24 protein-coding genes are annotated in these 22,415 nt (G+C 48.0%); 19 read left to right on the forward strand and 5 right to left on the reverse strand.

The features are described from left to right. Window positions 1-67: 67 nt before the first annotated feature. On the forward strand, window positions 68-337 hold the full coding sequence (locus G451_RS0122930; RefSeq protein ID WP_027186074.1) for a hypothetical protein: 270 nt from the start codon (window positions 68-70) through the stop codon (window positions 335-337). A gap of 255 nt (window positions 338-592) precedes the next feature. Here G451_RS0122930 and G451_RS0122935 read toward each other — a convergent pair whose 3' ends face one another. The 4 genes from G451_RS0122935 to G451_RS0122950 form a co-directional block, all read right to left on the reverse strand. Then, window positions 593-787: a hypothetical protein gene (locus G451_RS0122935; protein ID WP_027186075.1), complete on the reverse strand. Its 195-nt coding sequence runs from the start codon at window positions 785-787 to the stop codon at window positions 593-595. Window positions 788-881: 94 nt separating this feature from the next. Then, window positions 882-1,856, reverse strand: a complete 975-nt coding sequence (locus G451_RS31250; RefSeq protein ID WP_051261821.1) for an HD domain-containing protein — start codon at window positions 1,854-1,856, stop codon at window positions 882-884. 221 nt (window positions 1,857-2,077) lie between these two features. Beyond that, window positions 2,078-4,060, reverse strand: a complete 1,983-nt coding sequence (locus G451_RS0122945) for a U32 family peptidase (RefSeq protein ID WP_027186076.1) — start codon at window positions 4,058-4,060, stop codon at window positions 2,078-2,080. Between the two features lie 27 nt (window positions 4,061-4,087). After that, entirely contained in the window at window positions 4,088-4,327 is a 240-nt protein-coding gene (locus G451_RS0122950) for a hypothetical protein (RefSeq protein WP_156921773.1), read from the reverse strand. A gap of 245 nt (window positions 4,328-4,572) precedes the next feature. Between G451_RS0122950 and G451_RS0122955 the strand changes: the two genes are divergently transcribed. The 6 genes from G451_RS0122955 (at window position 4,573) to G451_RS31255 (ending at window position 9,898) form a co-directional block, all read left to right on the forward strand. Beyond that, window positions 4,573-5,760 carry a pyridoxal phosphate-dependent aminotransferase gene (locus tag G451_RS0122955; protein WP_027186078.1) on the forward strand — a complete coding sequence of 396 codons (1,188 nt, stop codon included), beginning with the start codon at window positions 4,573-4,575 and terminating at the stop codon, window positions 5,758-5,760. Window positions 5,761-6,321: 561 nt separating this feature from the next. After that, window positions 6,322-6,732: a PPC domain-containing DNA-binding protein gene (locus G451_RS0122960; protein WP_027186079.1), complete on the forward strand. Its 411-nt coding sequence runs from the start codon at window positions 6,322-6,324 to the stop codon at window positions 6,730-6,732. 4 nt (window positions 6,733-6,736) lie between these two features. Beyond that, complete coding sequence (locus G451_RS0122965) at window positions 6,737-7,333, forward strand: ECF transporter S component (RefSeq protein WP_027186080.1); 597 nt, start codon at window positions 6,737-6,739, stop codon at window positions 7,331-7,333. Window positions 7,334-7,426: 93 nt separating this feature from the next. Beyond that, window positions 7,427-8,230: an energy-coupling factor transporter transmembrane component T family protein gene (locus tag G451_RS0122970; protein WP_027186081.1), complete on the forward strand. Its 804-nt coding sequence runs from the start codon at window positions 7,427-7,429 to the stop codon at window positions 8,228-8,230. Next, window positions 8,217-9,068, forward strand: a complete 852-nt coding sequence (locus G451_RS0122975) for an energy-coupling factor ABC transporter ATP-binding protein (protein WP_027186082.1) — start codon at window positions 8,217-8,219, stop codon at window positions 9,066-9,068. Before G451_RS0122970 ends, G451_RS0122975 begins: the two co-directional genes overlap by 14 nt. Then, window positions 9,065-9,898 (forward strand): energy-coupling factor ABC transporter ATP-binding protein, encoded by an 834-nt coding sequence (locus G451_RS31255; RefSeq protein ID WP_034643667.1) that lies wholly within the window; start codon window positions 9,065-9,067, stop codon window positions 9,896-9,898. Before G451_RS0122975 ends, G451_RS31255 begins: the two co-directional genes overlap by 4 nt. 65 nt (window positions 9,899-9,963) lie before the next feature. Here G451_RS31255 and G451_RS0122985 read toward each other — a convergent pair whose 3' ends face one another. Next, window positions 9,964-10,605, reverse strand: coding sequence for a lactate utilization protein (locus G451_RS0122985; RefSeq protein WP_027186083.1), 642 nt, complete (start codon window positions 10,603-10,605; stop codon window positions 9,964-9,966). Window positions 10,606-10,750: 145 nt separating this feature from the next. Here G451_RS0122985 and ffh point away from each other — a divergent pair, with 145 nt between their 5' ends. From ffh to G451_RS31270, 12 genes are all read left to right on the forward strand, one after another. Beyond that, window positions 10,751-12,289 carry a signal recognition particle protein gene (gene ffh, locus G451_RS0122990; protein ID WP_027186084.1) on the forward strand — a complete coding sequence of 513 codons (1,539 nt, stop codon included), beginning with the start codon at window positions 10,751-10,753 and terminating at the stop codon, window positions 12,287-12,289. Window positions 12,290-12,478: 189 nt separating this feature from the next. Beyond that, window positions 12,479-12,721, forward strand: coding sequence for a 30S ribosomal protein S16 (gene rpsP / locus G451_RS0122995; protein WP_027186085.1), 243 nt, complete (start codon window positions 12,479-12,481; stop codon window positions 12,719-12,721). A 71-nt stretch (window positions 12,722-12,792) separates the two neighbouring features. Beyond that, window positions 12,793-13,026: a KH domain-containing protein gene (locus tag G451_RS0123000; RefSeq protein ID WP_027186086.1), complete on the forward strand. Its 234-nt coding sequence runs from the start codon at window positions 12,793-12,795 to the stop codon at window positions 13,024-13,026. A 12-nt stretch (window positions 13,027-13,038) separates the two neighbouring features. Next, window positions 13,039-13,581, forward strand: coding sequence for a ribosome maturation factor RimM (gene rimM / locus G451_RS0123005; protein WP_027186087.1), 543 nt, complete (start codon window positions 13,039-13,041; stop codon window positions 13,579-13,581). 126 nt (window positions 13,582-13,707) lie between these two features. Then, window positions 13,708-14,985: a tRNA (guanosine(37)-N1)-methyltransferase TrmD gene (gene trmD / locus G451_RS0123010; protein WP_027186088.1), complete on the forward strand. Its 1,278-nt coding sequence runs from the start codon at window positions 13,708-13,710 to the stop codon at window positions 14,983-14,985. Window positions 14,986-15,025: 40 nt separating this feature from the next. Continuing rightward, window positions 15,026-15,382, forward strand: a complete 357-nt coding sequence (gene rplS, locus G451_RS0123015) for a 50S ribosomal protein L19 (RefSeq protein ID WP_027186089.1) — start codon at window positions 15,026-15,028, stop codon at window positions 15,380-15,382. Window positions 15,383-15,488: 106 nt separating this feature from the next. Continuing rightward, window positions 15,489-16,118, forward strand: coding sequence for a ribonuclease HII (locus G451_RS0123020; RefSeq protein ID WP_245587864.1), 630 nt, complete (start codon window positions 15,489-15,491; stop codon window positions 16,116-16,118). Continuing rightward, on the forward strand, window positions 16,094-16,495 hold the full coding sequence (locus G451_RS31260) for a YraN family protein (protein WP_034643672.1): 402 nt from the start codon (window positions 16,094-16,096) through the stop codon (window positions 16,493-16,495). Before G451_RS0123020 ends, G451_RS31260 begins: the two co-directional genes overlap by 25 nt. A gap of 78 nt (window positions 16,496-16,573) precedes the next feature. Next, on the forward strand, window positions 16,574-17,437 hold the full coding sequence (gene rsmI, locus G451_RS0123030) for a 16S rRNA (cytidine(1402)-2'-O)-methyltransferase (protein ID WP_027186091.1): 864 nt from the start codon (window positions 16,574-16,576) through the stop codon (window positions 17,435-17,437). Between the two features lie 3 nt (window positions 17,438-17,440). Next, window positions 17,441-18,949 carry a two-component system sensor histidine kinase NtrB gene (locus G451_RS0123035; protein ID WP_027186092.1) on the forward strand — a complete coding sequence of 503 codons (1,509 nt, stop codon included), beginning with the start codon at window positions 17,441-17,443 and terminating at the stop codon, window positions 18,947-18,949. Window positions 18,950-19,052: 103 nt separating this feature from the next. Continuing rightward, window positions 19,053-19,400, forward strand: a complete 348-nt coding sequence (locus tag G451_RS31265) for an Hpt domain-containing protein (protein ID WP_034643675.1) — start codon at window positions 19,053-19,055, stop codon at window positions 19,398-19,400. A gap of 300 nt (window positions 19,401-19,700) precedes the next feature. Further along, a complete protein-coding gene (locus tag G451_RS31270; RefSeq protein WP_051261823.1) occupies window positions 19,701-22,373 on the forward strand; it encodes a glycosyltransferase in 2,673 nt (890 codons plus the stop codon). Window positions 22,374-22,415 lie beyond the last annotated feature (42 nt).

Genomic DNA, 22,415 nt, shown 5'->3' on the forward strand with positions numbered 1-22,415 from the left:
AGACCTCTCTTTGGAGAAATTTCTTCAAGCATATGCCTGACGTTGGGAGGGTGTAGAGAAGGCGCAGATGAGAAATGAGAAGGCGATTGAGCCGGTTCCGAGTCTACTCGTGTTTGCGTATACCATGCTTCTGCTTGCCGAACATCGTATATACAAACCTGGAGACAAGACCTATCCGAAGCCCAAGTGGCAACAAGAAGGACGGGTGATGAGCTCGCAGTTCGTCAGCCTCTTCAGAGCCGAGCTATGGGGCAAAGCCATTGCAAACAGAAGTCCCAAAGATTGGAACATTAGCAGGCGGCTGCGACTTTTTATGCGACCAGATAGCCAAACGTGAAAGGATTGCCGCTGCTTTGGAAAAAAGCAGCGGCAATCCTAGAAAGCTTTTCACGGCTCAATGTCATCACGGCGTGATGTATTTTTCGATGGAAAGGGGGATTGTAGAATGTGTGCATCTCCCGAGTGTTTTTCGTGGCAAAAAATACCACACGAATCCTGAAACACAAAAAATTGTGCTTACACTCTCCACAAGAAAGTATGTCTTCAGGATCCTTGTCTCGGTAAGAACCGTACGAAGGAACCGCTTCTGAAGCTACGCAGATCGATTGACGAGTGAACCTTCCAACGCTTGTTCAATGATGCGCGGTTGTGCGTTGTTTCGTTCAATAGACATATCGACTTCCGCTTTGTGACGTTCAGAGCTGTCTTGCAGGTAGGTATTCATCAGACGGCTGATGCGGATACCTGCAAGTTCTTGCGGAAACTTGATGCCAAAGGCTTTCGACATGGGGGCCTCCTTACGGCAGAGCCAACAGTTTTCACGAATTATTTATGAGAATATCAATTCAAGGGGCATTTGACAAGACGTGCTAAGTAACTTTTCAGTGACTGTCTGAAGGATCGGTCTTTTGGGATATGGTAGGATTTGCTATGCCTGGACGGTTGAAATGGGAAGAGTAGCATTGCATGGATTCGTTGCATTGACGTAAAACATGTTGAAGATAATCAATATTACATTGAATAGCCTCATGATACAAATCAGCGTTTATCCCAAACCGCATGCGGAAATGATGCTGAACAGCGTGGGCAATGTTGTCGAAGCTGGCGAGGCGTGGTTGCACGGTTTTTTGGTAGAAATCGTTGGTTTGATGGTAGAGTTCAATCTCTGTCGTATACGCGTTGAGTCCTGCTTCCTCAAATTCCTCAAAAAGCAACAATAATTTTTCGAGATATTTTCGATCGGCCATTTGAGCGAGAAGGTCCGCCGACCCCACGACTTTGGCCAGAAGACGAATGGTTTCCGTACGAAAATGTATGGTATCAATTTGGCGAACGAGCTCCGTGACCTGGATGATGTGTGCTGCATCGTCAACGAAATGCGGCGGAACATTTTTATCGGCAAAATAGGCACGAAGAAACGCAATACTACGTTTTTCATGGCCAACCATGAAGCGAGCCCCGGTGCCTTGAGTTTCGTGCAGTGTTTGTACAAGTCCAAGATCGTGAAATAATGCGGCGACAAGAGCAGTCAGCGTCATCCTTCCATCAATGGCGACTTTGCCGGACAGAGCAAGACCGTGCAGTATCCTCACCGTTGCCAAAGCAACGGAATTGGTATGTTCGAGGTCATGATATTTGGCCGTGCTCGCTCGAAAACCGGGGTATTCACCTTTAAAAAGACGAATGATATCGTTATGAACAGTCTCAAGAAGATCACCATCCATATTGGGTGAAATGGATGTTGCGATAGAGTGGACTTCCTGTTTGACCTCCTGTGGATCTGCATGGTCAAGGAGGTCGTAAAGCTTGCACTGATTGCCTGCTTCGGTTTGGGCTGAATCACGAGCCAAAATCATACACACCTGCTTTTTTCCCGATAGGACCAAAATCTTACGTCGAGCTGTGTGGAAAGGCAAGCATCGGAACGTGGTGAAAAAGGAAAACCGAAGGGAGGGAGGAAAGCCGTACGCTGAGGAACATCACGTGCAGTATTGTTATATTGCTTCGATGCGGCTCGAATTCTGGGGTATTATCCAGAACTCGAGCCGTCCGAAGAAATTGCTATGTACCAAGCCCTTTAAATGAGGCCAACTTCCCAGTTAAACAAGCCCGGGCGTTCCGAAATGGGAACGTTTTTCGGTGTGGGTTCACGCAAATGAATGTAGACGCTGTAACCAGCTCGTTCAAGTTCTCGTGATTTTCCTGTCAGATCAAGATTCCAGGAAGGAAAAATCCAAATATTTTGTCCATGCTTGGCGGTGAAGCATACTTCGTTCATAGGACTCTTGAGCGGCATATGGTGCTTGAGGTCCATGGCGAGTGTGCGAGACAGGCCCAGTGGCCAGCGTCCGTGTTGAACAATACCAAGCGGAAGAGGGCTTTTGGTTGGCAGACTAACCAGATCTTCTTGAGAAAGTTCCGGCGAGACAATGGCACCACAAAAACCCATTTGTTCAAGAACTTTCAACGCGAGGGCATTCGACGTATTGCAAAACGGTCCGGCCCAAAGTTGCGTTTCTTTTTTGAGGTGCTTCGGAAACAAACTGCGCTGCCAAGGTGCATTCAGTACGAATTTTCGGGCTCCACGACGCAAAAGGAGATCCGTCAACGCCACATACTCGTTTTCTTCGTTCGGCCAGATGATAGGAGGGAGCCACCACCATGCTTGCCCGGAACGGGTGAGTGGGAGGCTATGTCCTTTTCCGACTGCGAGCCACATACCGAAGTCTGTGCGAATACGATCAAGAGGAGGGTTGCGCCATACATCATACGTCAACGAACGCATTTTTCGTGGCGACTTGAAGGGCGCAGGAAGAGTGGCTACAAACTGCGATTCTTTATTTTGCGGTTTAGGGATGGCTTCAAGCTCGGCTTGCATGGAGTCGACAATGGAAACAAGATCGGCTTCCCGCCTGTCGATGAGGAAGACCTGAGTTCCGGATTTCGGACGATGTCGCCCTTGGTATCGCACATCAAAACGTCCGCCCTTCGGAAAGGATTTGGGAGAACGAATGACCTGATGACCGGGCTCGTCTTCATAGCCAATACGCAAGATATCTCCGGGCAACAAACCGATACGTGGGGAGAAAGAGGCCTTTCCAGGGCCACTCAGTGATAATCGACCCACAACCATACCGGAGCCGGTTTGTTTGATTGCCTCGACCGGGTTTTTCGGTTTCTGCGGCAAAAAAGAATAGTGCGTTCCCGGCCGGCCGAGAGACTGTTCCAGATAGCTTAGTGCCTGTTTCTTTGCATCGGGATTGCCTGGTTCATCACGTAGTAGCTTGTACGCGCTGACGGTGTGGTACACATAATGCGGTCCTTTTTTTCGACCTTCAATTTTCCAGGCACTCACGTTTTTAATAGTGAGGAGCGTCTTTGCGAGCACATCAAGGCTGAGGTCGAGGCAGGAAAAATAACGTCCCTTTTGCCCCTTATTTTCATAGACCCGTCGACACGGTTGAACACAACGACCGCGCAATCCACTTTTCCCGCCTAAGAAACTGCTCCAGTAACAGCGACCGGAAATATTATGGCATAGCGCACCGTGAACAAACGTTTCGAGTGTGACACCGTCCGGACAGGCTTCGGACATGGCACGGATTTCATCCACATTGAGTTCTCGAGGGAGGACCGCCCGCTGCACACCCAGTGCAGGAAGAAGCGAAAGATTGCGTTGGTGTGAGATGTTGGCCAACGTGGACACATGAATTTCGCCGGAAAAGCCAACTTGACGGGCAAGCTCGATAACGCCGAGGTCGCACACAATAAAGGCATCGGGTGCAACAAGACGCACTGTCCGATCGATTAGACGACCGGCCTTGTCGATTTCGTCAGGTTTGACCAATGTATTGATGGCAACATATACTCGACGGCTTTTTTTATGGGCCAATTCGGTAAGTTGAGCCAGTTCAGTGATAGAAAAATTATCAGCTTGCATACGGGCCGAAAAATGTTTCAGACCAACGTATACAGCGTCGGCACCGGCTGCCAGGGCGGCAAGAAAAGAAGCCCTGTCTCCGGCCGGGGCGAGAAGTTCCGGGCGGGCGGAAGAAGTCATGCCTTGGATGTCCTTTTCGTCGTCGGATTAGAATTCGAGGATGTCTGCAATGACATCCTCTATACGAAATGTATTGTAGTAATCGCACTCGGCATCGGAGAGTGCGTCCAATGCTTGCTGGCGCAGAGTTGCATTTTCCTCACCGGGAAGCGCGTTGTGAAGTCGGTTGCGCACCGTATCGAAAATTCGTGCCGCCGATTCTTTGCAGGCTTCCTTGGCGATAAACTGGGCGTAGGAAAAGCTAATGGCGTTGGTATTGCCATCCATGATGCACCGTGTTGTTGAGAGAGAGTTGTTCATGAGGAAAAGTTTACTTTTTGCCGCGATGATCCTGCCTTGTCAATAAAAAAGTAGCAAGAGATAATCTGCATAAATAAAAATATACGTTGTTTTTCTTCCGACGTGCGTATTTTTCTTGAAAAAAACGACGATATTGGAAAATATGCCTGTTTCACCAATCAATAATATGTGGTTTGGATTAACACTGAGAACCATACCTAAAGGATAGGGCTATGTGTGTACTGACTGGTCAACTGACAGAATATCTCGAAAAAGGCTCCTGGATTCGTCGCATTTTTGAAACCGGTATTGAGCTCAAAAAAAAATATGGTTCGCAAGCTGTTTGCGATTTCAGCTTGGGGAACCCCGATCTGCCTCCACCGCCCATTGTCGGTGAGTGCCTGTCAGAGTTGGCCCAGACGGCGTCGACGCCGTTTGCCTTCGGGTATATGCCTAATCCAGGGTATCCAGAGGTTCGTCAAGCATTAGCTACGAAAGTGAGCCAGGAGCAGGGTGTTCCTCTGAGTGCCACGGATATTCTCGTCACGGCCGGGGCAGCAGGAGGTATAAATACAGTTCTTCGTGCTGTTTTGGAACCGGGCGACGAAGTGGTTTGTCCCTCTCCGTATTTTTTAGAGTATAAGTTCTATGTCGAGAACTTTAAGGCAACTCTGCGACCTGTTCTCATGCCAGCACCTGCATTCGACCTTGATGTCGGTGCACTCGCCGGTGCGTTGACGGAAAAAACACGAGTTGTTCTTATCAACTCGCCACACAATCCCACAGGAGCTGTGTATGGCGAAGAAGCGCTTGATCGACTCTGTGTTCTGCTTGAAGAACATAGTCGTAAAATCGGTCACCCCGTCTTGCTTATCGCCGACGAACCATATCGATTTCTCACGTATGACGGCGTTGAAGTTCCTCCAATCTTGCCGCGTTATCCATATACGGTGCTCATCAGTTCTTTTTCCAAGAATCTCGCGTTGGCTGGAGAACGTGTCGGCTATATCGCACTGTCCCCCGATATGCCAGACCGGACGACCATCATGAATGGATTGGTTTTTTCCTCACGCGTTCTTGGTTTTGTCAATGCACCGGCCATTGGACAAAAGATTCTGCTCAAAGCACTCGGAGAGAACGTGGATGTGGCTTCTTATGCCCGACGTCGCGATATGCTGGGCGATATTCTGACAGAAGCCGGATTCGAGTTCGCGATGCCGAGCGGCACATTCTACTTTTTTGTCGCTGCTCCGGGTGGCGATGACATCGCATTTGTCAATCGATTGCAGGAAAAGCGCATATTGGCTGTTCCCGGCACAGGATTTGGCGCTAAAGGTTTTTTCCGGCTGGCATTCTGTGTCGAAGACGATGTCATTGAACGCTCCCGAGCCGGTTTTCTAGAGATGATGGGGAAGGCGTAAGCGATGAATATCCACCACAACCGTGATATATCCAGAGAGAGGGCACACTCGGTGTAATTTTTCACAAACAGAGCGAAAGTCTCTGGCACGGTTACATTTTTATACTTCTTGCTCTTTGGTACAGCGGCTTGACCTTCTGGGGATAGCCGCTGTCTTTAGATTTGTTGGTGTTTTTGAGATTTATATTGATTGTTAGAATCATGCTGTGTCCGATGTAATCGAAATACCCAAAACACAGCATTTGAAAATTGATTGTATATAGAGATGGATTTCAGTATTTTTATTTTATTGATTCATTCTCATGCCTACATGAATCGAATGCATGTGTATAGCAGTATATCTAGGTATGTACCAATATATATTGCCATAGGTTTTATTGAAACCAACTATCAATGCGATATGTCTATTAATACGGCTGGGTTGAATCCAAATTATCAATTGGAGATGTCATCAGAAATAATATACCGCTAATCAACAAACTTTGAATGAACATAATGGATGTTTACTGTTTTAAAAAACATATAATGCTACCGAATAGACAATATACGTGAAAAGAGTGGTATGGAAATTCAAGTTATACGATTACATCCTGGGCAGGATCTCCTTGCTGAAATAGAGCGTTTCGTCGGTGAACAACGTCTTGAGGCTGCGTGTGTGGTGACGTGTGTCGGTAGCCTGACGACTGCAATGCTTCGATTTGCCAACCAACAAGAGGCATCACGTCTTCAGGGCCATTTTGAAATTGTTTCGCTCACCGGCATTCTCTCTCTTCACGGGTGTCATATGCATATATCTCTCTCGGATGAACAGGGAAAAACATTTGGGGCACATCTTCTCACGGGATGCACCGTGTATACCACTGCGGAAATAATTATCGGGATATTTCCGGAATATCGTTTTCTGCGAACGCATGATGCCGAAACAGGATATCCGGAACTTGAAATACAACATGTAGCGAGGGGCAAGGAGTAGATAAATGGGATTCGCCGACCGAATCAAAAAAGAATTTTCCACGTTCACGCTCGTATTGTGCGCTGTTGCCATTGTTCTCAATATAGCTGTAGGACAACTTGTCTCATTACTCAAAATTCCGATTTTTCTTGATTCCATCGGTACGGTTCTCGTCGGTATTCTTGCCGGACCTTTTGCTGGTGCATTAACCGGCCTTGTGACGAATTTGATTTGGGGTGTCATTTCCTCGCCTGTCGCAGCTGCCTTTGCCCCCGTTGCCATGGCTATAGGTTTTGTCGCCGGGGTTTGTGCACAATATGGCCTTTTTAAGACATGGTGGCTTGCCGTGTTAAGTGGCGTTATTATTGCTATATTCAACGCAATCGTGGCCGTTCCTATTCGCCTCTATATGTTTGGAGGAATAACAGGAAGTGGTGCCGACTTCATTACTGCTTATATGCTGGCATTGGGTAAAGATCTTTTTGGGTCGGTTGTCGTCACCGTGTTTACATCGAATCTTCTGGATAAAGTCGTTACCGCGCTTTTGTCGTGGGGGATTGTAAAATCCTTGCCAGAAAGAACGCGATCTCGCTTTCTCGAAGTCACGACTGGGAGCCTTTAGACGAGAAAAAATGTTTCGACGCCAACGGAGCTGTTTTTTCACAACACCATGCTCCGTTGGCAGAAAAAATCAAAACGTTAAAACAGCTCTGGTATGACATCTTTTCAGCAACACACGACGCTTTATCGTCCAGGTTATTCCTGTCTTCATCGCTTACATCCGTTCACAAAACTTACGTATATTCTTCTGACCATGGGGCTTGTCTATCTTGCTCCCGGAATATGGATTGCCGATGCCACCGTACTCGCAATAAGCACAACCTGGGCTATACAAAGTTGTCTTTGGAGACCCTGGTGGGCCATCCTGTGGCGTACACTTGTACCAATTGCCATATTTATGTTGCCTATTCATGGGATGCTGTATCCCGGTAATGTCACTGTTATATATTTTTTTCATTCCTTTTATTTTTACTTTGAAGGGATTGTCTATGGTGCAACCGTGCTTTTGCAGTTGGCGGCTATACTTGCCGCTTCACTTCTTTTTGTTTTTAGTACACACCCGGCCGACTTTATTACCGCTTTAACTCAAGCAGGTTGGCCTCCCTCTTTTTCTTACCTTTTTGCAAGTCCAATGCTTATGTTACCGGCAATGCGAACGCGCATAGGTATCATTCAAGCAGGCCAGCAGGCGAGGGGGTTGGATGCGAGCGGAAGTATCGTCAATCGGATAAAGGCGCTAAGTCCCCTGGTTTTTCCTTTTGTTTTGGGAGCATTTACCGAAATAGAGCAGCGCGCTATTGCCTTAGAAACTCGAGGGTTTAATTCTTCTTCCAGAAAAACATCATGGCGACGTGTCGCCGATTCGAAACGGCAACGATATGCGCGCTGGATAATGCTCGCGATTCTCTTTCTTCTTATACTTTTTCAATTTGTCGATGTTTCATATGTCTATTTTTGAGTTGAACCATTTTTCATTTTATTATCCTGGATGTGACGTAGCGGCATTACAGAACATCTCCGTACGTATAAAGCGGGGGGATTTCGTTGCCGTTATCGGAGCAAACAATGCGGGAAAATCCACCTTTTGCTATTCGCTGACGGGAGTGATTCCACATTGTTACAACGGGAAAATGGAAGGATCGATTCAGGTATGTAACCACAATACGGAAAAATCAACTCCTGCCGATATTTGCTCTCGTGTTGGATTTGTAATGCAAAATCCCGAGCAGCAACTCTCCGGTGTTCGCTTTACCGTTTTTGAAGAGGTGGCGTTTAATTTAGAAAATCAGGGCGTGGAGAGAGACGAGATTGGGCGTCGCGTTACGGAAATACTGCGTGTTGTTGGAATTGCCCATTTAGCCGACAGATCTCCTCATCACCTGTCGGGCGGTCAATTACAAAAAGTGATTTTGGCAGCAGCGTTATCGAGTAAGCCCCAAGCATTAGTGCTCGACGAGCCGACGACGTTTCTCGATCCCCAAGCAACACGGCAGTTTTTTGAGATTCTTACCCGACTTCGACAAGAGAAAACAACCATTGTGCTCGCCGAACAACGACTTGAATGGATTGCCCTTTATGCTGACCGTGTTATTGCACTTCATAATGGAAAAATCGTATTGGATGGAGCGCCAACTGAGGTGTTGTCTTCACCGCTCCTTGACAAAATCGGGCTAGCCTGGACTCAATTTACGGAAGTCTCAAAAATTGCTCGGGATAAAAATATTTGGTCTCCAGCACGTCCTTTGGCGATAACATGTTCTCAAACGATTGACGGCCTGGATGATGGAGACTCATGACGACGAAAACAATCGAAATCGACAACATATCATACCGTTATACAATCGATATTGAAGTATTAAAAAATATTACTCTCTCCATAAGCCCGGGAGAGCGAGTCGCCTTACTCGGCCATAATGGATCGGGCAAGAGTACGCTTGCAAAACATCTTAATGGGCTCCTTCTTCCACGTGATGGTGAGATTCGAATTCATGGAATTGCGACGACACAACGCCGCATTGCTCAACTCGCTCACTTCGTTGCATTATTATTCCAGAATCCGAATGATCAGATATGTAAAAGAACCGTTCGAGATGAAGTTGCATTCGGGCCTCAAAATTTAAAATATTCTGCAGAGCGAGTAGAGGCTCTTGTCAATTGGGCGCTTGATGCTTTTAATTTGTCGGAGAAGGTTGGATATAACCCACATGACTTAGGCTATGGAGAGCGCAAGCGCCTTGCCTTGGCTTCTGTCTTGGCTATGGATACTGAAATCATTGTTCTCGATGAGCCAACAGTCGGTCTTGACCCCAAGGAGGTCTCTCAATGTATCCGAGTTTTGCGAGAACTTGAAACAAAAAATAAAATTGTCATTGTTATAAGCCACGATATGGATTTTATTGCACGAACGATGACAAGAGCTGTTTGTTTGGAAGATGGATGCAAACGATTTGATGGTTCTCTCTCTGAGTTGTTTGATGATGTTTTTCTTCTTGAGCAGTGTGGATTATTGTTACCGCAAATAGCCCAACTGAGTGTTCATTACGGACTCCATCTTCAGGAGTACAGTGCAAAGTCGTTTATAGATGAATTTACGCAGCAGCGCGCAGTTACTCTTTTATCCAAATAATGTATTTCGCTGATGAATATGTGTGACATCAGTTTATCGTGGCATGTCATGCGGCGATATTCTCATTATAACCCGATTTCTTCATCGATCAAGATAACAGTAATTCGTCCCTTGGGATAGCTGCGTTCGGTGATTGTCCACGTATTGCAAATTCGTTGTGGGCTTTTACATTCCATACAGACTCCCGTTTTGGTGCAGGGCGTCTTGAAATTATGGCGTTTTGCGTTTTCAGGTGCTGCTATGGTTTTAATACGTTCTTGCGCGGCTTCAATATCGGGCACGATTTTATTTTTTCCAACAGTCAAAACAAGATGACGAGGACCATAATTCAGGGCAGCTGTGCGATTTCCGACCATATCGAGGTTGACGAGAACGCCAGTCTGAGTCAGAGCGTTGGTTCCCGTGAAGAACAAATCACTCAAGAGTGCATGGCGGCGACGTTCAAGGATGGTTTCGCGGTCGACGCCTGGTTCGAAGGTGTCGATAAAGACGATATCAGCGTCGTCTTTGAATGCATCAAGGACTGCTGTGGCATGGAGTGTCATAGAATCGGCATAGGATACAACTTTCGGTTGAAGAACAGGCACGATATGATCGAGAATATGCTGCGTAGCGCTGTGTGGTGAATCAACCACAACCGCATCGAAACCATTTTTTTTCAACGCATCCGCACAAAGCTCTAATTGCGATAATGATATGCTCGACATATAACCCCTTTTCGACAAACGAACACAATTGTTCAACCTGTTTGAACTTGAAATCCCGGAATACAAACCTATGTGTGGTCTTGACTTTTGCCTTTTGACCGCCTAAAAAGAACGGCTTTACTTTTTGCTGCCGGGGAAATTACGCATGTTTGACAGCTTAACAGACCGACTAGAAGGCGTCTTTAAAAAAATTCGTGGCCATGCCCGACTGGATGAAAACAACGTCCAGGAGGCATTGCGCGAAGTACGCTTGGCGTTGCTTGAAGCTGACGTCAACTTCAAAGTAGTCAAAGATTTTGTCGCTCGGATCAAAGATCGGGCAATGGGACAGGACGTACTCCAGAGCCTGACCCCGGGACAGCAAGTGGTCAAAATTGTCCACGAAGAAATGCTGGTACTTCTCGGGGATTCCGCGCAGGAACTCGAACTGAAATCTTCACCTGCATCCATTATGATGGTTGGTTTGCAGGGCTCTGGGAAAACCACGACTTCAGGAAAGCTGGCTCTTTTCTTGCGACGTAACAAGAAGAAAAAGCCACTGCTTGTGCCGGCCGACGTCTATCGACCAGCCGCTATCGACCAGTTGACCAAGCTGGGCGCTCAGCTCGACATCCCTGTATACCCCTCCAAGCCGGAGGATAATCCTGTTGATATCTGTGTGGCCGCTCTTGATATGGCTCGGGAACAGGGGAACGACCTTGTTCTCTTCGATACGGCCGGCCGCTTGCATATTGACGAAACATTGATGGAAGAATTGATTGCCATCAAGACCCAGACGAATCCGGACGAAATTTTGTTCGTTGCCGATGCCATGACCGGTCAAGATGCTGTAACCGTGGCATCAAGCTTTAACGAACGACTTGATATTTCGGGGGTTGTTCTTACGAAGATGGATGGTGATGCCCGTGGTGGGGCTGCGCTGTCTATCCGGGAAGTCACGAAAAAGCCTATCAAATTCGTCGGTATCGGGGAAAAACTCAATGACCTTGAGATTTTTCATCCGGACCGAGCCGCTTCCCGTATTTTAGGGATGGGCGACATCCTGACCCTCATTGAAAAAGCACAGCAGGATGTCGATGAAAAAGAAGCCGCCGAGATGGAACGGAAGTTCCGCAAGGCCGAGTTCGATTTCGAAGATTTCCGCACTCAGCTTCGGCGAGTGAAGAAAATTGGTTCTCTGGATGGAATCATGAAATTGATTCCGGGGATGTCCCAAATTCGTCAGAAGTTGGGCGATATTCAGATGCCGGAAAAGGAATTGGCCAAGGTTGAAGCCATGATCAATTCCATGACTGTGCAAGAACGCCAGCAACCCAAAATCATCACGACCAGCCGCCGCCAACGTATTGCTCGAGGCAGTGGCGTCACCATCAATGATGTCAATCAGCTCGTAAAAAATTTCGAGCAAATGCAGAAAATGATGAAAAAGATGATGGGTGGTGGCAAAAAAGGCTTCAAAATGCCTCGAATGCCCAAAGGGCAGATGCCTCCTGGCATGCCAGGGATGCCCGGAATGTCAGGTCAAAGCGGTTTGCCCGGCATGGGAGGACTTCCTGGAATGGGAGGCATGCCAGGGATGGGCGAAGGGTTTCCCGGTATGGAAGGCGGGCAACCGAAACGCAAATCGACCAAGGCCGATCAGAAAAAGAAAAAAGAACGTCGCAAAAAGCATCGCCGCAAATAGGTCTTTGCTGTTTCTTGCGGAGTTGAAACAACGTACGCTGTTTCACGATGTTCTTTGAAATTTGTCGAGATTGCGGCCTTGTGCCGGATGCCTCTTCATGTCGAGAGTGTTTTCTTTTGGTTGAATGTGGAAAATGACTTGCAGGACAAGCAAAAAAGCTTAAATAACTACAATGGGAGTACATAAGATATGGCCATGAAAATTCGCCTCACCCGCCTTGGGTGTAAAAAGCGTCCTTTTTATCGTATTATTGCTGTGGATTCGAAAACCAGACGCGACGGACGCGCGCTGGATTTCATCGGGCATTACAACCCCATGGTTGACCCCGCTGAAATAAAGGTGGATAAAGAAAAAATGCAGAAATGGCTTGATCGCGGTGCTAAACCGTCTGATACGGTGCGGGCATTGCTGAGTAAGGCCGCTGATTCCTAAAATCCTGCCACGGTTACCGAGAACTGTAACGACATGCGGTGCTGACTACGGGACGAACGCGGAGGTGGAAAATGCTGAAAGATCTGGTCGAATATGTTGCCAAGTCGTTGGTCGATAACCCTGATCAAGTTGTGGTTTCAGAAGTCGAGGGAGAACAAACCTCGGTCATCGAACTCAAAGTAGCCAAGGAGGATCTTGGCAAGGTCATCGGCAAACAGGGACGGACGGCACGAGCTATGCGAACCATTCTCGGTGCGGCATCCACTAAGGCAAAGAAACGTTCCGTCTTGGAAATCCTTGAATAAGTCGCAACCGATATGACGAAAACCGACTACGTTGTTGTCGGCAGGGTCGCTAAACCTCATGGAATCAAGGGGGAGTTCCGCATACAATCCTATGCGGACTCCCCCTCCTTCTTCTCCGGGGTCGAGACGATTTTTTTCGGCTCGGAAACACGCGGCGCTCATGTCGACCCCAAACCGTACAAGCTCATTTCAGCCCGGCCGCACAAAGAAAACGTTTTGGCCGTGGTTGAAGGTATCAACGATCGCAACGACGCAGAGCGTCTCCGTGGTTTTGATGTGTTTGTACGAGCAGAGGAATTACCCCTCATTGATGACGATGAAGTCTATCTCCATGAGATATTTGGATTTGATGTCATCAATGTGCAAGACAATACACGCATCGGAATTTTGAACGGTGTGCTTGAGATGCCCCAGCAAGAAGTCTGGTCTATTGGCACGGATTCGGGAAAAGAAGTTTTGTTTCCAGCCAATGAAGAGACGGTTGTTGCCATTGATCTCGACGAAAAAACCGTGAGCGTTGACCCGCCTGAAGGGTTGCTCGAACTGTATTTGTAAAATCGTCTACGCCCAGTGGGTGACGTAATGCCACCTCTGTCCGTCTTGTCATCGTTGAGCGAGACTGGAATGACGTTTTCTTGGGCAAGGACAAAGACACAACGTAGATAAGACAGCAGACATTCCGTGCATATTACTATTGTCACCATCTTTCCCGAATTTTTCGATTCGGCGCTTTCATGCGGGCTTTTAGGGCAAGCGCGTGAGCGTGGTCTTGTGTCCTTTTCGTTCGTCAATCCCCGTGACTTTGCTTTCGATCGGCATCGCAGTGTTGATGACCGTCCGTATGGCGGAGGACCGGGCATGGTCATGACCTTGCCGCCGCTCAAACGAGCGATGCAATCTATTGAGACGCCTGGGCAGATTGTGGCGATGACACCGCGAGGGAAGCCGTTTTGTCAGAGCATGGCTGAGTCTCTCTCTCATCAACGTGCATTGACACTCGTTTGCGGACGATATGAAGGATATGACGAGCGTTTCACCTCGCTGTTTCCTGTCGAGGAAACATCGGTCGGTGATATGGTGCTGAACGGTGGAGAAACAGCAGCACTTGCTGTCATTGAGGCAACGACACGGCTCATCCCCGGATTCATGGGACATGCAGACTCCGGAAGCGAGGAGTCTTTTGCGGCAGGACTCTTGGAATATCCGCACTATACACGGCCGGAAGAATTCGAAGAGCTTGTTGTTCCTGAAGTGCTTTTGAGTGGGGATCACGCGGCTATAGCAGCTTGGCGACGAAAAAAATCTTTAGAGACGACTTTGGCTCGTCGTCCTGACCTGTTCGATCAGGTCGACATGGACAGAGCGGATATGCAGTACCTTGCCAGTATCATGCGTCAGCGCATGGGACGCAATCTCTATCTTTGTCTTGTTCATGGGCCGGTACGAAACAAATATGGCCAGGATGCGGTAGTTTCTTTGACAAATCTGGATTTGCATGATATTGCGCGCGTTTCCCGGACGTATGGTCTTGGAGGTTTCAGTGTTGTCACGCCGCTTGAAGACCAGAAAAAATTGGCGGCAACATTGCTTTCTCACTGGACATCCGGGCCTGGTGGGCAACGAAATCCTGATAGGGCAGAGGCACTTTCTCTCGTGTCTGTGCATGACCGGATTGAAGATGCCATGCATGCCGTAAAGGCGAAAACGGGGCAAGCGCCCATTGTTTTTGCAACAAGTGCTACGGCCGAAAAGACCGTATCGCTACGTTGTGTGCAACATACGCTCACCACGTCCCCGATTCTTTTACTTTTCGGGACGGGGCATGGATTGACCGAAGATACGCTGGAATTCACAACCGGATGTCTAAGGCCGATACGGCCTTTTGACGTATACAATCATCTGTCCGTGCGCGCGGCTGCGGCCATTACGGTCGACCGACTTCTGGGAGACGTCGGCTGAGACGAACGGGAGCCGGGCACGGAACGCAAGGAGCATGGAAATGGATATCATTCGTAAGATTGAACACGAACAACAGCGCATTGACCTGCCCAAATTTAAGGCCGGCGACACCGTGAAGGTCTTCATGCGCATTCTTGAAGGCGAAAAAGAACGCATTCAGGTTTTCCAAGGAAACGTCCTGCGCGTGCGCAAGGGTGGAACCGACAGCACGTTCACCGTGCGCAAAGTTTCGGATGGCGTTGGCGTTGAACGTATTTTCCCGATGCATTCTCCTTTTATCGAACGCATCGAAGTCATTGCCGAAGGTAAAGTTCGCCGCAGCCGTATTTACTACCTGCGCAAACTCAGAGGCAAGGCTGCTCGTATCAAAACGAAGAATATCTGGGACAAGAACTAATGCAAAAACGCCATGGTTATGTGCAATATCTCAGGTGCGTAACCATGGCGCATTTTTGTCCACTATACGGATGAATCCAACTCTTCCTCTTAACCTGAGCCAGGATATGACACGAACCGCCGGCGTTGATGAAGCCGGTCGAGGATGCCTGGCTGGACCGGTGGTCGCCGCTGCCGTGATCCTTCCGGAATCGTTTGTCTTGCCAGGCCTTAACGATTCCAAGCAGGTTAAAGAAGAGCTCCGCTACGAATTATCTGTCTCCATCAAGCAACAAGCACGTGCTTATAGCATTGGCGTTGCCTGGCCTGGAGAAATCGATCGTGTCAATATTTTGCAAGCCACATTTTTGGCCATGTCTCGCGCTGTCATGCACCTTCGAATAGAGCCGGTGCATTTATTCATTGACGGTAACAAGACCATTCCTCCCCACGCTCTGCCCGAATTGAGCCACCGCGTCATGCAACGTGCGATTATTGGTGGTGACGCCACGGTAGCATGTATTTCGGCTGCTTCCATTATTGCCAAAACGTTTCGTGATACACTGATGAAAAGTTTGGCAAAACGATACCCTGGCTACGGTTTTGAGCGTCATAAAGGCTACGGTACCAAAGCCCATCTTCAAGCCATTCTCCAGCAAGGACCAAGCGCCATGCATCGGATGACCTTCCGTGGTGTGACCGAAAAAAAACAAAAAACCGGTACATCAGCGGCATGGTTGCCCGGCATCTCGCAGTAGGTCGAGCAGGGGAAGATACGGCAACTTCGTTTCTTCTTTCCAAAGGCTATACGATTCTGGAACGTAATTATCGATGTCGCCAAGGCGAGATCGATCTTATTGCGGAACGGGACGAATGCATTGTTTTTGTTGAAGTCAAAACTCGTGTTCATGCTGGACTGGAAGCCGCTATTCAAGCTGTGGATCAAAAAAAGCGTCGACGTCTTATCTCTGCTGCAGCGCTATTTTTATCCGAACGCGCTTTATGGGATCACGCATGTCGTTTTGATATCATTGTTGTTCAACCATATCAGGGACACGATTTGTGTAAACATTTCGAAAACGCGTTTGAGGGAGATATGACGACGGGGTCTTCGGATATGTATTCTCCGTTCTGAAAATACTCGACGAGTATGGGGGGATCGTCGTAGGAAAAGAAAGACATCAACCACGTAGATCGTGCATAGTAATTAAACATGGAACCAACACACGACTCTGATTCGGCTGTGCTGTATGTGGTAGCCACCCCTCTTGGCAATATTGACGATCTTTCGCCTCGAGCCAAAGCTATCCTTGAAGATGTTGATTATATACTCGCTGAAGATACGCGGCGAACCGGTATGCTTTTAAAGCGTCTTGGTGTTTCGTCCAATCGCTTTCTCAGCTTTCACGACCACAATGAAGAGAACCGGGTTCCTCAGGTTCTTGCGTTACTGGAACAAGGAAAACAGATTGCACTCGTCTCCGATGCGGGAACTCCTCTTGTGTCTGATCCGGGATTCGAACTTGTTCGTGCATTGCGCAGTGCCGACATTCGCGTATCACCTATTCCAGGCCCTTCGGCTGTCGTTACGGCGTTGTCTGTTTCTGGATTGGCGCCCATTCCGTTCAGTTTCCTTGGTTTCTTGCCGCGCAAGACGAGTGAACGTCGAATGGTCTTCGAAGCCTTTTCAAATATCAAGGGAAGCCTCATTTTTTTTGAGCGTAAAAATCGCTTGCAAGAAGCTTTTTCCGATATTTTGGCAGTACTCGGCGATCGTCCATGCCTCATCGCTCGCGAGATGACCAAAAAACATGAGGAATTTCTGTTTGATACGGCCAGTGGTTTTCTGGAACGTCCTCTGGATATTCTTGGCGAAGTCACTGTTGTCATCGGTCCTGCAGAGCAGGATGCATGTGGACCGTCGACACGAGAGGAAGCTTTGGATGCGGCAAAACATGCGTTGACCACTGGTGTCAAACCCAGACAGGCGGCCAAGAGTGCAGCCCAACACCTTTGCGGGTGGACTCCCAAAGCCGTCTATGAGCTCATGGACAGCCTCAAACATGAGAAGGAGTAGGCTATGCCTTTCCCTCCAAAAGAAGATACATTTTGTTTGTGGGATTTTGGTGAGTCGGATTTCGATATCGGTATTATCGGGACCGGATCTGGGTTTTATTCGATTCTTGATATTATCTTTGACGACGAATACGAAGAATTTTTGCCCAAGCTCAAGTTGCGAGCGGTTGCAGAACCAGGGCCCAACGCATCACGTTTGGGACATAAACGACTTTCCGGCGTTCCAATCTACGACACATATACGCATATGCTGAATGCGCATCCGTCTCTCAATCTCATCATAGAGCTTGGTGACAGCCGAAGGCGTTCCCGGGAAATCGTTTCGACGTTGCCAGAGCATGTTACCTTCATTGATCATACGGCCACTTTTTTTCTCTGCGCATTGAAAAATTTTGCCATGGTGAGCAAGCGGTGTCGTACAGATCTCGGCCAACAAAAAATCTTGCTTCAGGCAATCATTGACGAAATTCCGGACGATATTTTGTTGCTCGATACAACTGGTTGTATTGTCGACGTGAATCAACATACGACGCGTCGTCTGGGTATATCCAAAGAGATGCTTCTTGGCATGTCATGCTATGGGAATAAAAATATTCCCGATGATTTTCCGTTTTTTTGTAAAGATATCAGTGACGACCCCTTTCATGACACGCTTCAGACCGGATTACGCTCAGAAACGTTGGAAACTCGTGTCAATGCTGAAGGTCGCCTCAGGTATTATCGTATTTACTCGTATCCGATTTCTGGTGGAAACGGTCACATGGAATATATCTTGATCATGCGTCGAGATATCACGAGTCGCACCGAATATGAGAAGAAAGAGCGACAATGGGAAAAAATCGATGTTGTTGAACGTATGTCGACATATTTAGCGCATGAAATACGAAACCCACTCTTTACCATTGCCGGGTTTGCCGGATCTCTCCTCAAGTCGGAGACATTAAACGAAAAAGACCGTAATAAACTGGAGATTATTCTCGAAGAAAGTGCCCGGCTGGATGCCGTTCTGAAACATATTCTTGCCTTCACCAGACCAACAGAGGCGACTTTTGGAGAAGCCGATGTCAATGCGTTGGTTCATAAAGCCGTCGATCAGGCTATGTCGCGGGAAGGTGACCCTGAAAAACGGATTGTCATGCATCTTGAGTCGGGCTTACCCAAGGTAACTGGAGAAGCGAAACTGCTTGTTCAATGCCTGCTCGATATGATTAAAAATAGCTTTGAATCTATGTCCGATGGTGGAGTTGTGCATGTGGAGACAGGAATGGATAACGGGTATGTTGTGCTTCGCGTCAAGGACACTGGGGCCGGTATGTCTAAAGAAAAATTGGAGAATTTATTCAGTCCCTTTTTCACGACAAAAAATAAAGGCTCGGGGTTAGGCATGGCCATGATTAGAAAAATCATGGAAGATTTTGGAGGCAAAGTCGATGTCACGAGTCGAGAGCGCCAGGGAACAGTGATCACGTTATTCTTCAGCCCAGTTTTAGCAGAAGGGCTTGGCAAAGTATAACCTCCTGGGCGGGGTTCATTGCCAGAGAAAGCAAGACAAGCTATAAGAATTTATTATTTTTTGCGTTGTTTGAATGCATGTCTTCGAAGTGAAGGATAGACTTATGGCCGTGAATGACGATATGTTAGTCGACAAAGAAAAAGCGTTGTTTCGCTTTGACAATGATGAAGAATTACTTCAGGAAATTTTTGATGTTTTTGTTGACGAAGCCCCTGGTCGCGTCCAAGACCTTTTAACTTCCATGCAAGAACAAAATTTCGAACAACTCAACCACCACGCGCATTCCCTCAAAGGAGTCAGTGCCACCATCCATGCAGACAAACTGAAGAATGTCTCGTTTTCCTTGGAAACAGCTGCAAAGGATGAAAATATCACGGAATGTGAACACCTTCTTCCGATCGTCCTCGATGCGCTTATTGATGTTGTACTCTGGTTAGAGCGTAACATGTAATTTTTCGGAATAAGTTCTTCTTATTTAAAAAGGTACAACGGACTTTTCAATTCCAATTCTCTGCAGTAACGCCTTCTAACGACAATCTTTTTCTTCTTAAATCCAGCCAAAACGCCACTTTTTTCCATAAAAAAAATCATTGAAATAGCACTTGCTTCTTGCCAATGCCTTGACCTTTGTTTAATTCGCCCAAACAGACTACTCCCGACTCTGTTCACATCTAGGTGGTCGTTTTAGGTGATCATGGCATGATGTGGGTCGAGGAGTTTTTTTCTTTCATGTTCGGCAAGGAGCAAGAGCATGTTTCAATGGGATGCCGGTCAACCCCGGTTTGAAAAGCATAAGCGCGTCCGTGTGAGCGGCCGATTTCTTTTCCTAGGCAATGAGAAATTTTTCATTCGTGGCGTCACGTACGGACCATTTCCACCCGATGTAACTGACGATTTTTTTCCGTCTTCCGAGGTTATTGAACGTGATTTTCAGAATCTACGTCGACTCGGAGTCAACACCATCCGTATCTATTACGTCCCTCCGAATCGTCTTCTTGATGCGGCAAAAAAACATGGGCTCTATATATTGGCGGGGATTCCTTGGCCACAGCACATCTGCTTTCTTGACCAATGGGAGGTCAAGGAAGAAATCGAGCACGCCATCAAATCCGCGGCAATCGCTTTGCGTGGTCATCCGGCTGTGCTCGCCTATGTCGTTGGAAACGAAATACCGAGCCATATCGTGCGTTGGCATGGTGCAGCCAAAGTGGAAGCATTTTTGCGAAAGCTCACTGGACTTATCAAGCAAATTGATCCGGAAGGGCTGGTGACCTATGCGAATTATCCTTCCACTGAATATCTCCGGTTGCCTTTTTTGGATTTTCTTTCGGTCAACGTCTATCTCCATGACGAATCCGCCTTCACATCGTATGTGAAGCGTTTGCAAAACGTGGCTGGAGACCTCCCCTTGGTGCTGAGCGAATTTGGTATGGACAGCATGCGTCATGGGGAAGACAAGCAGGCCGAAACGCTTGGTTGGCAAGTACGCGATGCCTTTCTACTCGGCGTCGCAGGAACGATTGTATTTTCCTACACAGATGAATGGTATACAGGTGGCCATCTTATCGAAGATTGGGCTTTTGGCCTGACTCGAGCCAACCGGACGCCAAAAGCTGCATTTCAGGCCGTTGCTGCGACATACAAACAGCACCTCCCTGAAATTCGTCCTGACGGACCTCGAATTTCTGTTGTCGTTTGTGCATACAACGCTGAATCGACGATCCGAGGGTGTCTGGCGTCGTTTGCTTGTATCAATTATCCAAATTTTGAAGTCATTGTTGTCGATGATGGATCAACGGACGCGACTGGTGTTTTGGCTGATGAATTCGCCGCCAGAGCTTCGTACATACGAGTCATCCATCAAGAAAACAAAGGGCTTTCCGAGGCGCGCAATGTCGGCTTGTTTGCGTCGACAGGGGAGATTGTCGCGTATACGGATTCAGATTGCTATGTTGACCCGGATTGGTTGAGCTATATGGCGCTTGCGTTCCTTGATGAACGTTTTGCCGCCATTGGTGGGCCGAACCTTCCTCCACCTGAAGATAATCACGTGGCGGCGTGCGTTGCAGTTTCTCCGGGGGCGCCTACCCATGTTTTGTTGACCGACGAAGTGGCTGAGCATATCCCGGGCTGCAATATGGCTTTCCGCAAGGAAGAGCTTATGCGTATCGGCGGCTTTGACAGCTTGTATCGCGCGGCCGGAGACGATGTGGACGTGTGTTGGCGTTTACAGGACCAGAAAAAGCTGATCGGCTTTTGTGCCTCCATGCTCGTCTGGCACCACCGACGCAACACCATTGCTGCCTATCTGCGTCAGCAACGTGGGTATGGCCGGGCCGAAGCGTTGCTCTTGCCCAAGCACCAATACCGTTTTAATTTACTCGGGAATTCCCGCTGGGCTGGCCGCATTTATGGTGACATCGGCGAGTGTTTGTTATCGGCACGTCCTGTCATTTACCACGGTGTTTTCGGAAGCGGTTTATTTCAAACTCTGTACGAACCGAAGGGGAATATAACAGCCTATCTGCCCATGTCGTTTGAATGGATGGTTCTCGCTGTTTTTTTGGTGATGTTATTTCCATTCCTTCACGCTCTCGGTGCTTTGGGGCTGGCAATGGGAATTGCATCCATTGCGTTTGCCATTCACCGGGCTTCACGTGCAAAATTACCAGCCAAGTATGACACATTTCGTTCTCGCGGGCTCATTACGGTGCTCAGCCTGTTGCAACCTTTGGTGCGTGGTTATACCCGCAATCGTACGGTTGCAGAACTGCGGTTGGCTTCTGGACGTACAGCCGGGACAAAAAATCTGCATATCCCTGGATATCCTCTCGAACAGGGGAGAGCCGGTCTGACGGTGATCAGCCCAAGCCGTCGTTTCAAGGATTTCTTGAAGCTTATTGGTGGTGGGCTGCGCGTCCAACGCTTTTTCTGGAATACAGACGGCATTGATCGCGAAGAAGCCTTGGATCATGTCTTACGGGTTCTTGAAAAAGTTAAAGTGAGCCATGCCGTAGACTCTGGTTTTGCGTTTTATGGTGTTGCTGCGCCGACTGACATCAAAGTGCGCCCAGGTCTCTTCACTGTTCTCAAGCTGCGTCTAACCGTGGAAAACCATGGTTGGAAGAAACGCTTCGTACGTATTTGGGGAACACTCCGACCAAGCAGCAAAAGCCTTCTCCTTCTCGGTGGTGGGGTCATCGGTATTTTGTCGGCTCTTTTGGCCCAAACGACGGGATTGGCGCTCTTCTTTTTGGGTGGCGTTACGCTTTTTGGTGGATATGTTTTGCTCGAAATGGTCAGGGCGTCTCGTCTTGTGGGAACGCTTACCGATCACATAACCACTTGCCGGACCGGATGTTCGACGTTTGAGCCGGTTGATGTTGCAGAGCAGGAAACGGTTTTGACGGAAAAACGGGGTTAACGAAAATATCGTTTCTTCGTGCACGATGCGAGTTACTCGCAA

It is taken from the genome of Desulfovibrio inopinatus DSM 10711 (assembly GCF_000429305.1).
GTDB lineage: Bacteria > Desulfobacterota > Desulfovibrionia > Desulfovibrionales > Desulfovibrionaceae > Alteridesulfovibrio > Alteridesulfovibrio inopinatus.

What these genes read in the sequence shown, in the direction of transcription:
- G451_RS0122930 (WP_027186074.1), top strand. Translation starts at nt 68, where the DNA reads ATGAGAAATGAGAAGGCGATTGAGCCGGTTCCGAGTCTACTCGTGTTT.
- G451_RS0122935 (WP_027186075.1), bottom strand. Translation starts at nt 787, where the DNA reads ATGTCGAAAGCCTTTGGCATCAAGTTTCCGCAAGAACTTGCAGGTATC.
- G451_RS31250 (WP_051261821.1), bottom strand. Translation starts at nt 1,856, where the DNA reads ATGATTTTGGCTCGTGATTCAGCCCAAACCGAAGCAGGCAATCAGTGC.
- G451_RS0122945 (WP_027186076.1), bottom strand. Translation starts at nt 4,060, where the DNA reads ATGACTTCTTCCGCCCGCCCGGAACTTCTCGCCCCGGCCGGAGACAGG.
- G451_RS0122950 (WP_156921773.1), bottom strand. Translation starts at nt 4,327, where the DNA reads ATGGATGGCAATACCAACGCCATTAGCTTTTCCTACGCCCAGTTTATC.
- G451_RS0122955 (WP_027186078.1), top strand. Translation starts at nt 4,573, where the DNA reads ATGTGTGTACTGACTGGTCAACTGACAGAATATCTCGAAAAAGGCTCC.
- G451_RS0122960 (WP_027186079.1), top strand. Translation starts at nt 6,322, where the DNA reads ATGGAAATTCAAGTTATACGATTACATCCTGGGCAGGATCTCCTTGCT.
- G451_RS0122965 (WP_027186080.1), top strand. Translation starts at nt 6,737, where the DNA reads ATGGGATTCGCCGACCGAATCAAAAAAGAATTTTCCACGTTCACGCTC.
- G451_RS0122970 (WP_027186081.1), top strand. Translation starts at nt 7,427, where the DNA reads ATGACATCTTTTCAGCAACACACGACGCTTTATCGTCCAGGTTATTCC.
- G451_RS0122975 (WP_027186082.1), top strand. Translation starts at nt 8,217, where the DNA reads ATGTCTATTTTTGAGTTGAACCATTTTTCATTTTATTATCCTGGATGT.
- G451_RS31255 (WP_034643667.1), top strand. Translation starts at nt 9,065, where the DNA reads ATGACGACGAAAACAATCGAAATCGACAACATATCATACCGTTATACA.
- G451_RS0122985 (WP_027186083.1), bottom strand. Translation starts at nt 10,605, where the DNA reads ATGTCGAGCATATCATTATCGCAATTAGAGCTTTGTGCGGATGCGTTG.
- ffh (WP_027186084.1), top strand. Translation starts at nt 10,751, where the DNA reads ATGTTTGACAGCTTAACAGACCGACTAGAAGGCGTCTTTAAAAAAATT.
- rpsP (WP_027186085.1), top strand. Translation starts at nt 12,479, where the DNA reads ATGGCCATGAAAATTCGCCTCACCCGCCTTGGGTGTAAAAAGCGTCCT.
- G451_RS0123000 (WP_027186086.1), top strand. Translation starts at nt 12,793, where the DNA reads ATGCTGAAAGATCTGGTCGAATATGTTGCCAAGTCGTTGGTCGATAAC.
- rimM (WP_027186087.1), top strand. Translation starts at nt 13,039, where the DNA reads ATGACGAAAACCGACTACGTTGTTGTCGGCAGGGTCGCTAAACCTCAT.
- rplS (WP_027186089.1), top strand. Translation starts at nt 15,026, where the DNA reads ATGGATATCATTCGTAAGATTGAACACGAACAACAGCGCATTGACCTG.
- G451_RS0123020 (WP_245587864.1), top strand. Translation starts at nt 15,489, where the DNA reads ATGACACGAACCGCCGGCGTTGATGAAGCCGGTCGAGGATGCCTGGCT.
- G451_RS31260 (WP_034643672.1), top strand. Translation starts at nt 16,094, where the DNA reads ATGGTTGCCCGGCATCTCGCAGTAGGTCGAGCAGGGGAAGATACGGCA.
- rsmI (WP_027186091.1), top strand. Translation starts at nt 16,574, where the DNA reads ATGGAACCAACACACGACTCTGATTCGGCTGTGCTGTATGTGGTAGCC.
- G451_RS0123035 (WP_027186092.1), top strand. Translation starts at nt 17,441, where the DNA reads ATGCCTTTCCCTCCAAAAGAAGATACATTTTGTTTGTGGGATTTTGGT.
- G451_RS31265 (WP_034643675.1), top strand. Translation starts at nt 19,053, where the DNA reads ATGGCCGTGAATGACGATATGTTAGTCGACAAAGAAAAAGCGTTGTTT.
- G451_RS31270 (WP_051261823.1), top strand. Translation starts at nt 19,701, where the DNA reads ATGTTTCAATGGGATGCCGGTCAACCCCGGTTTGAAAAGCATAAGCGC.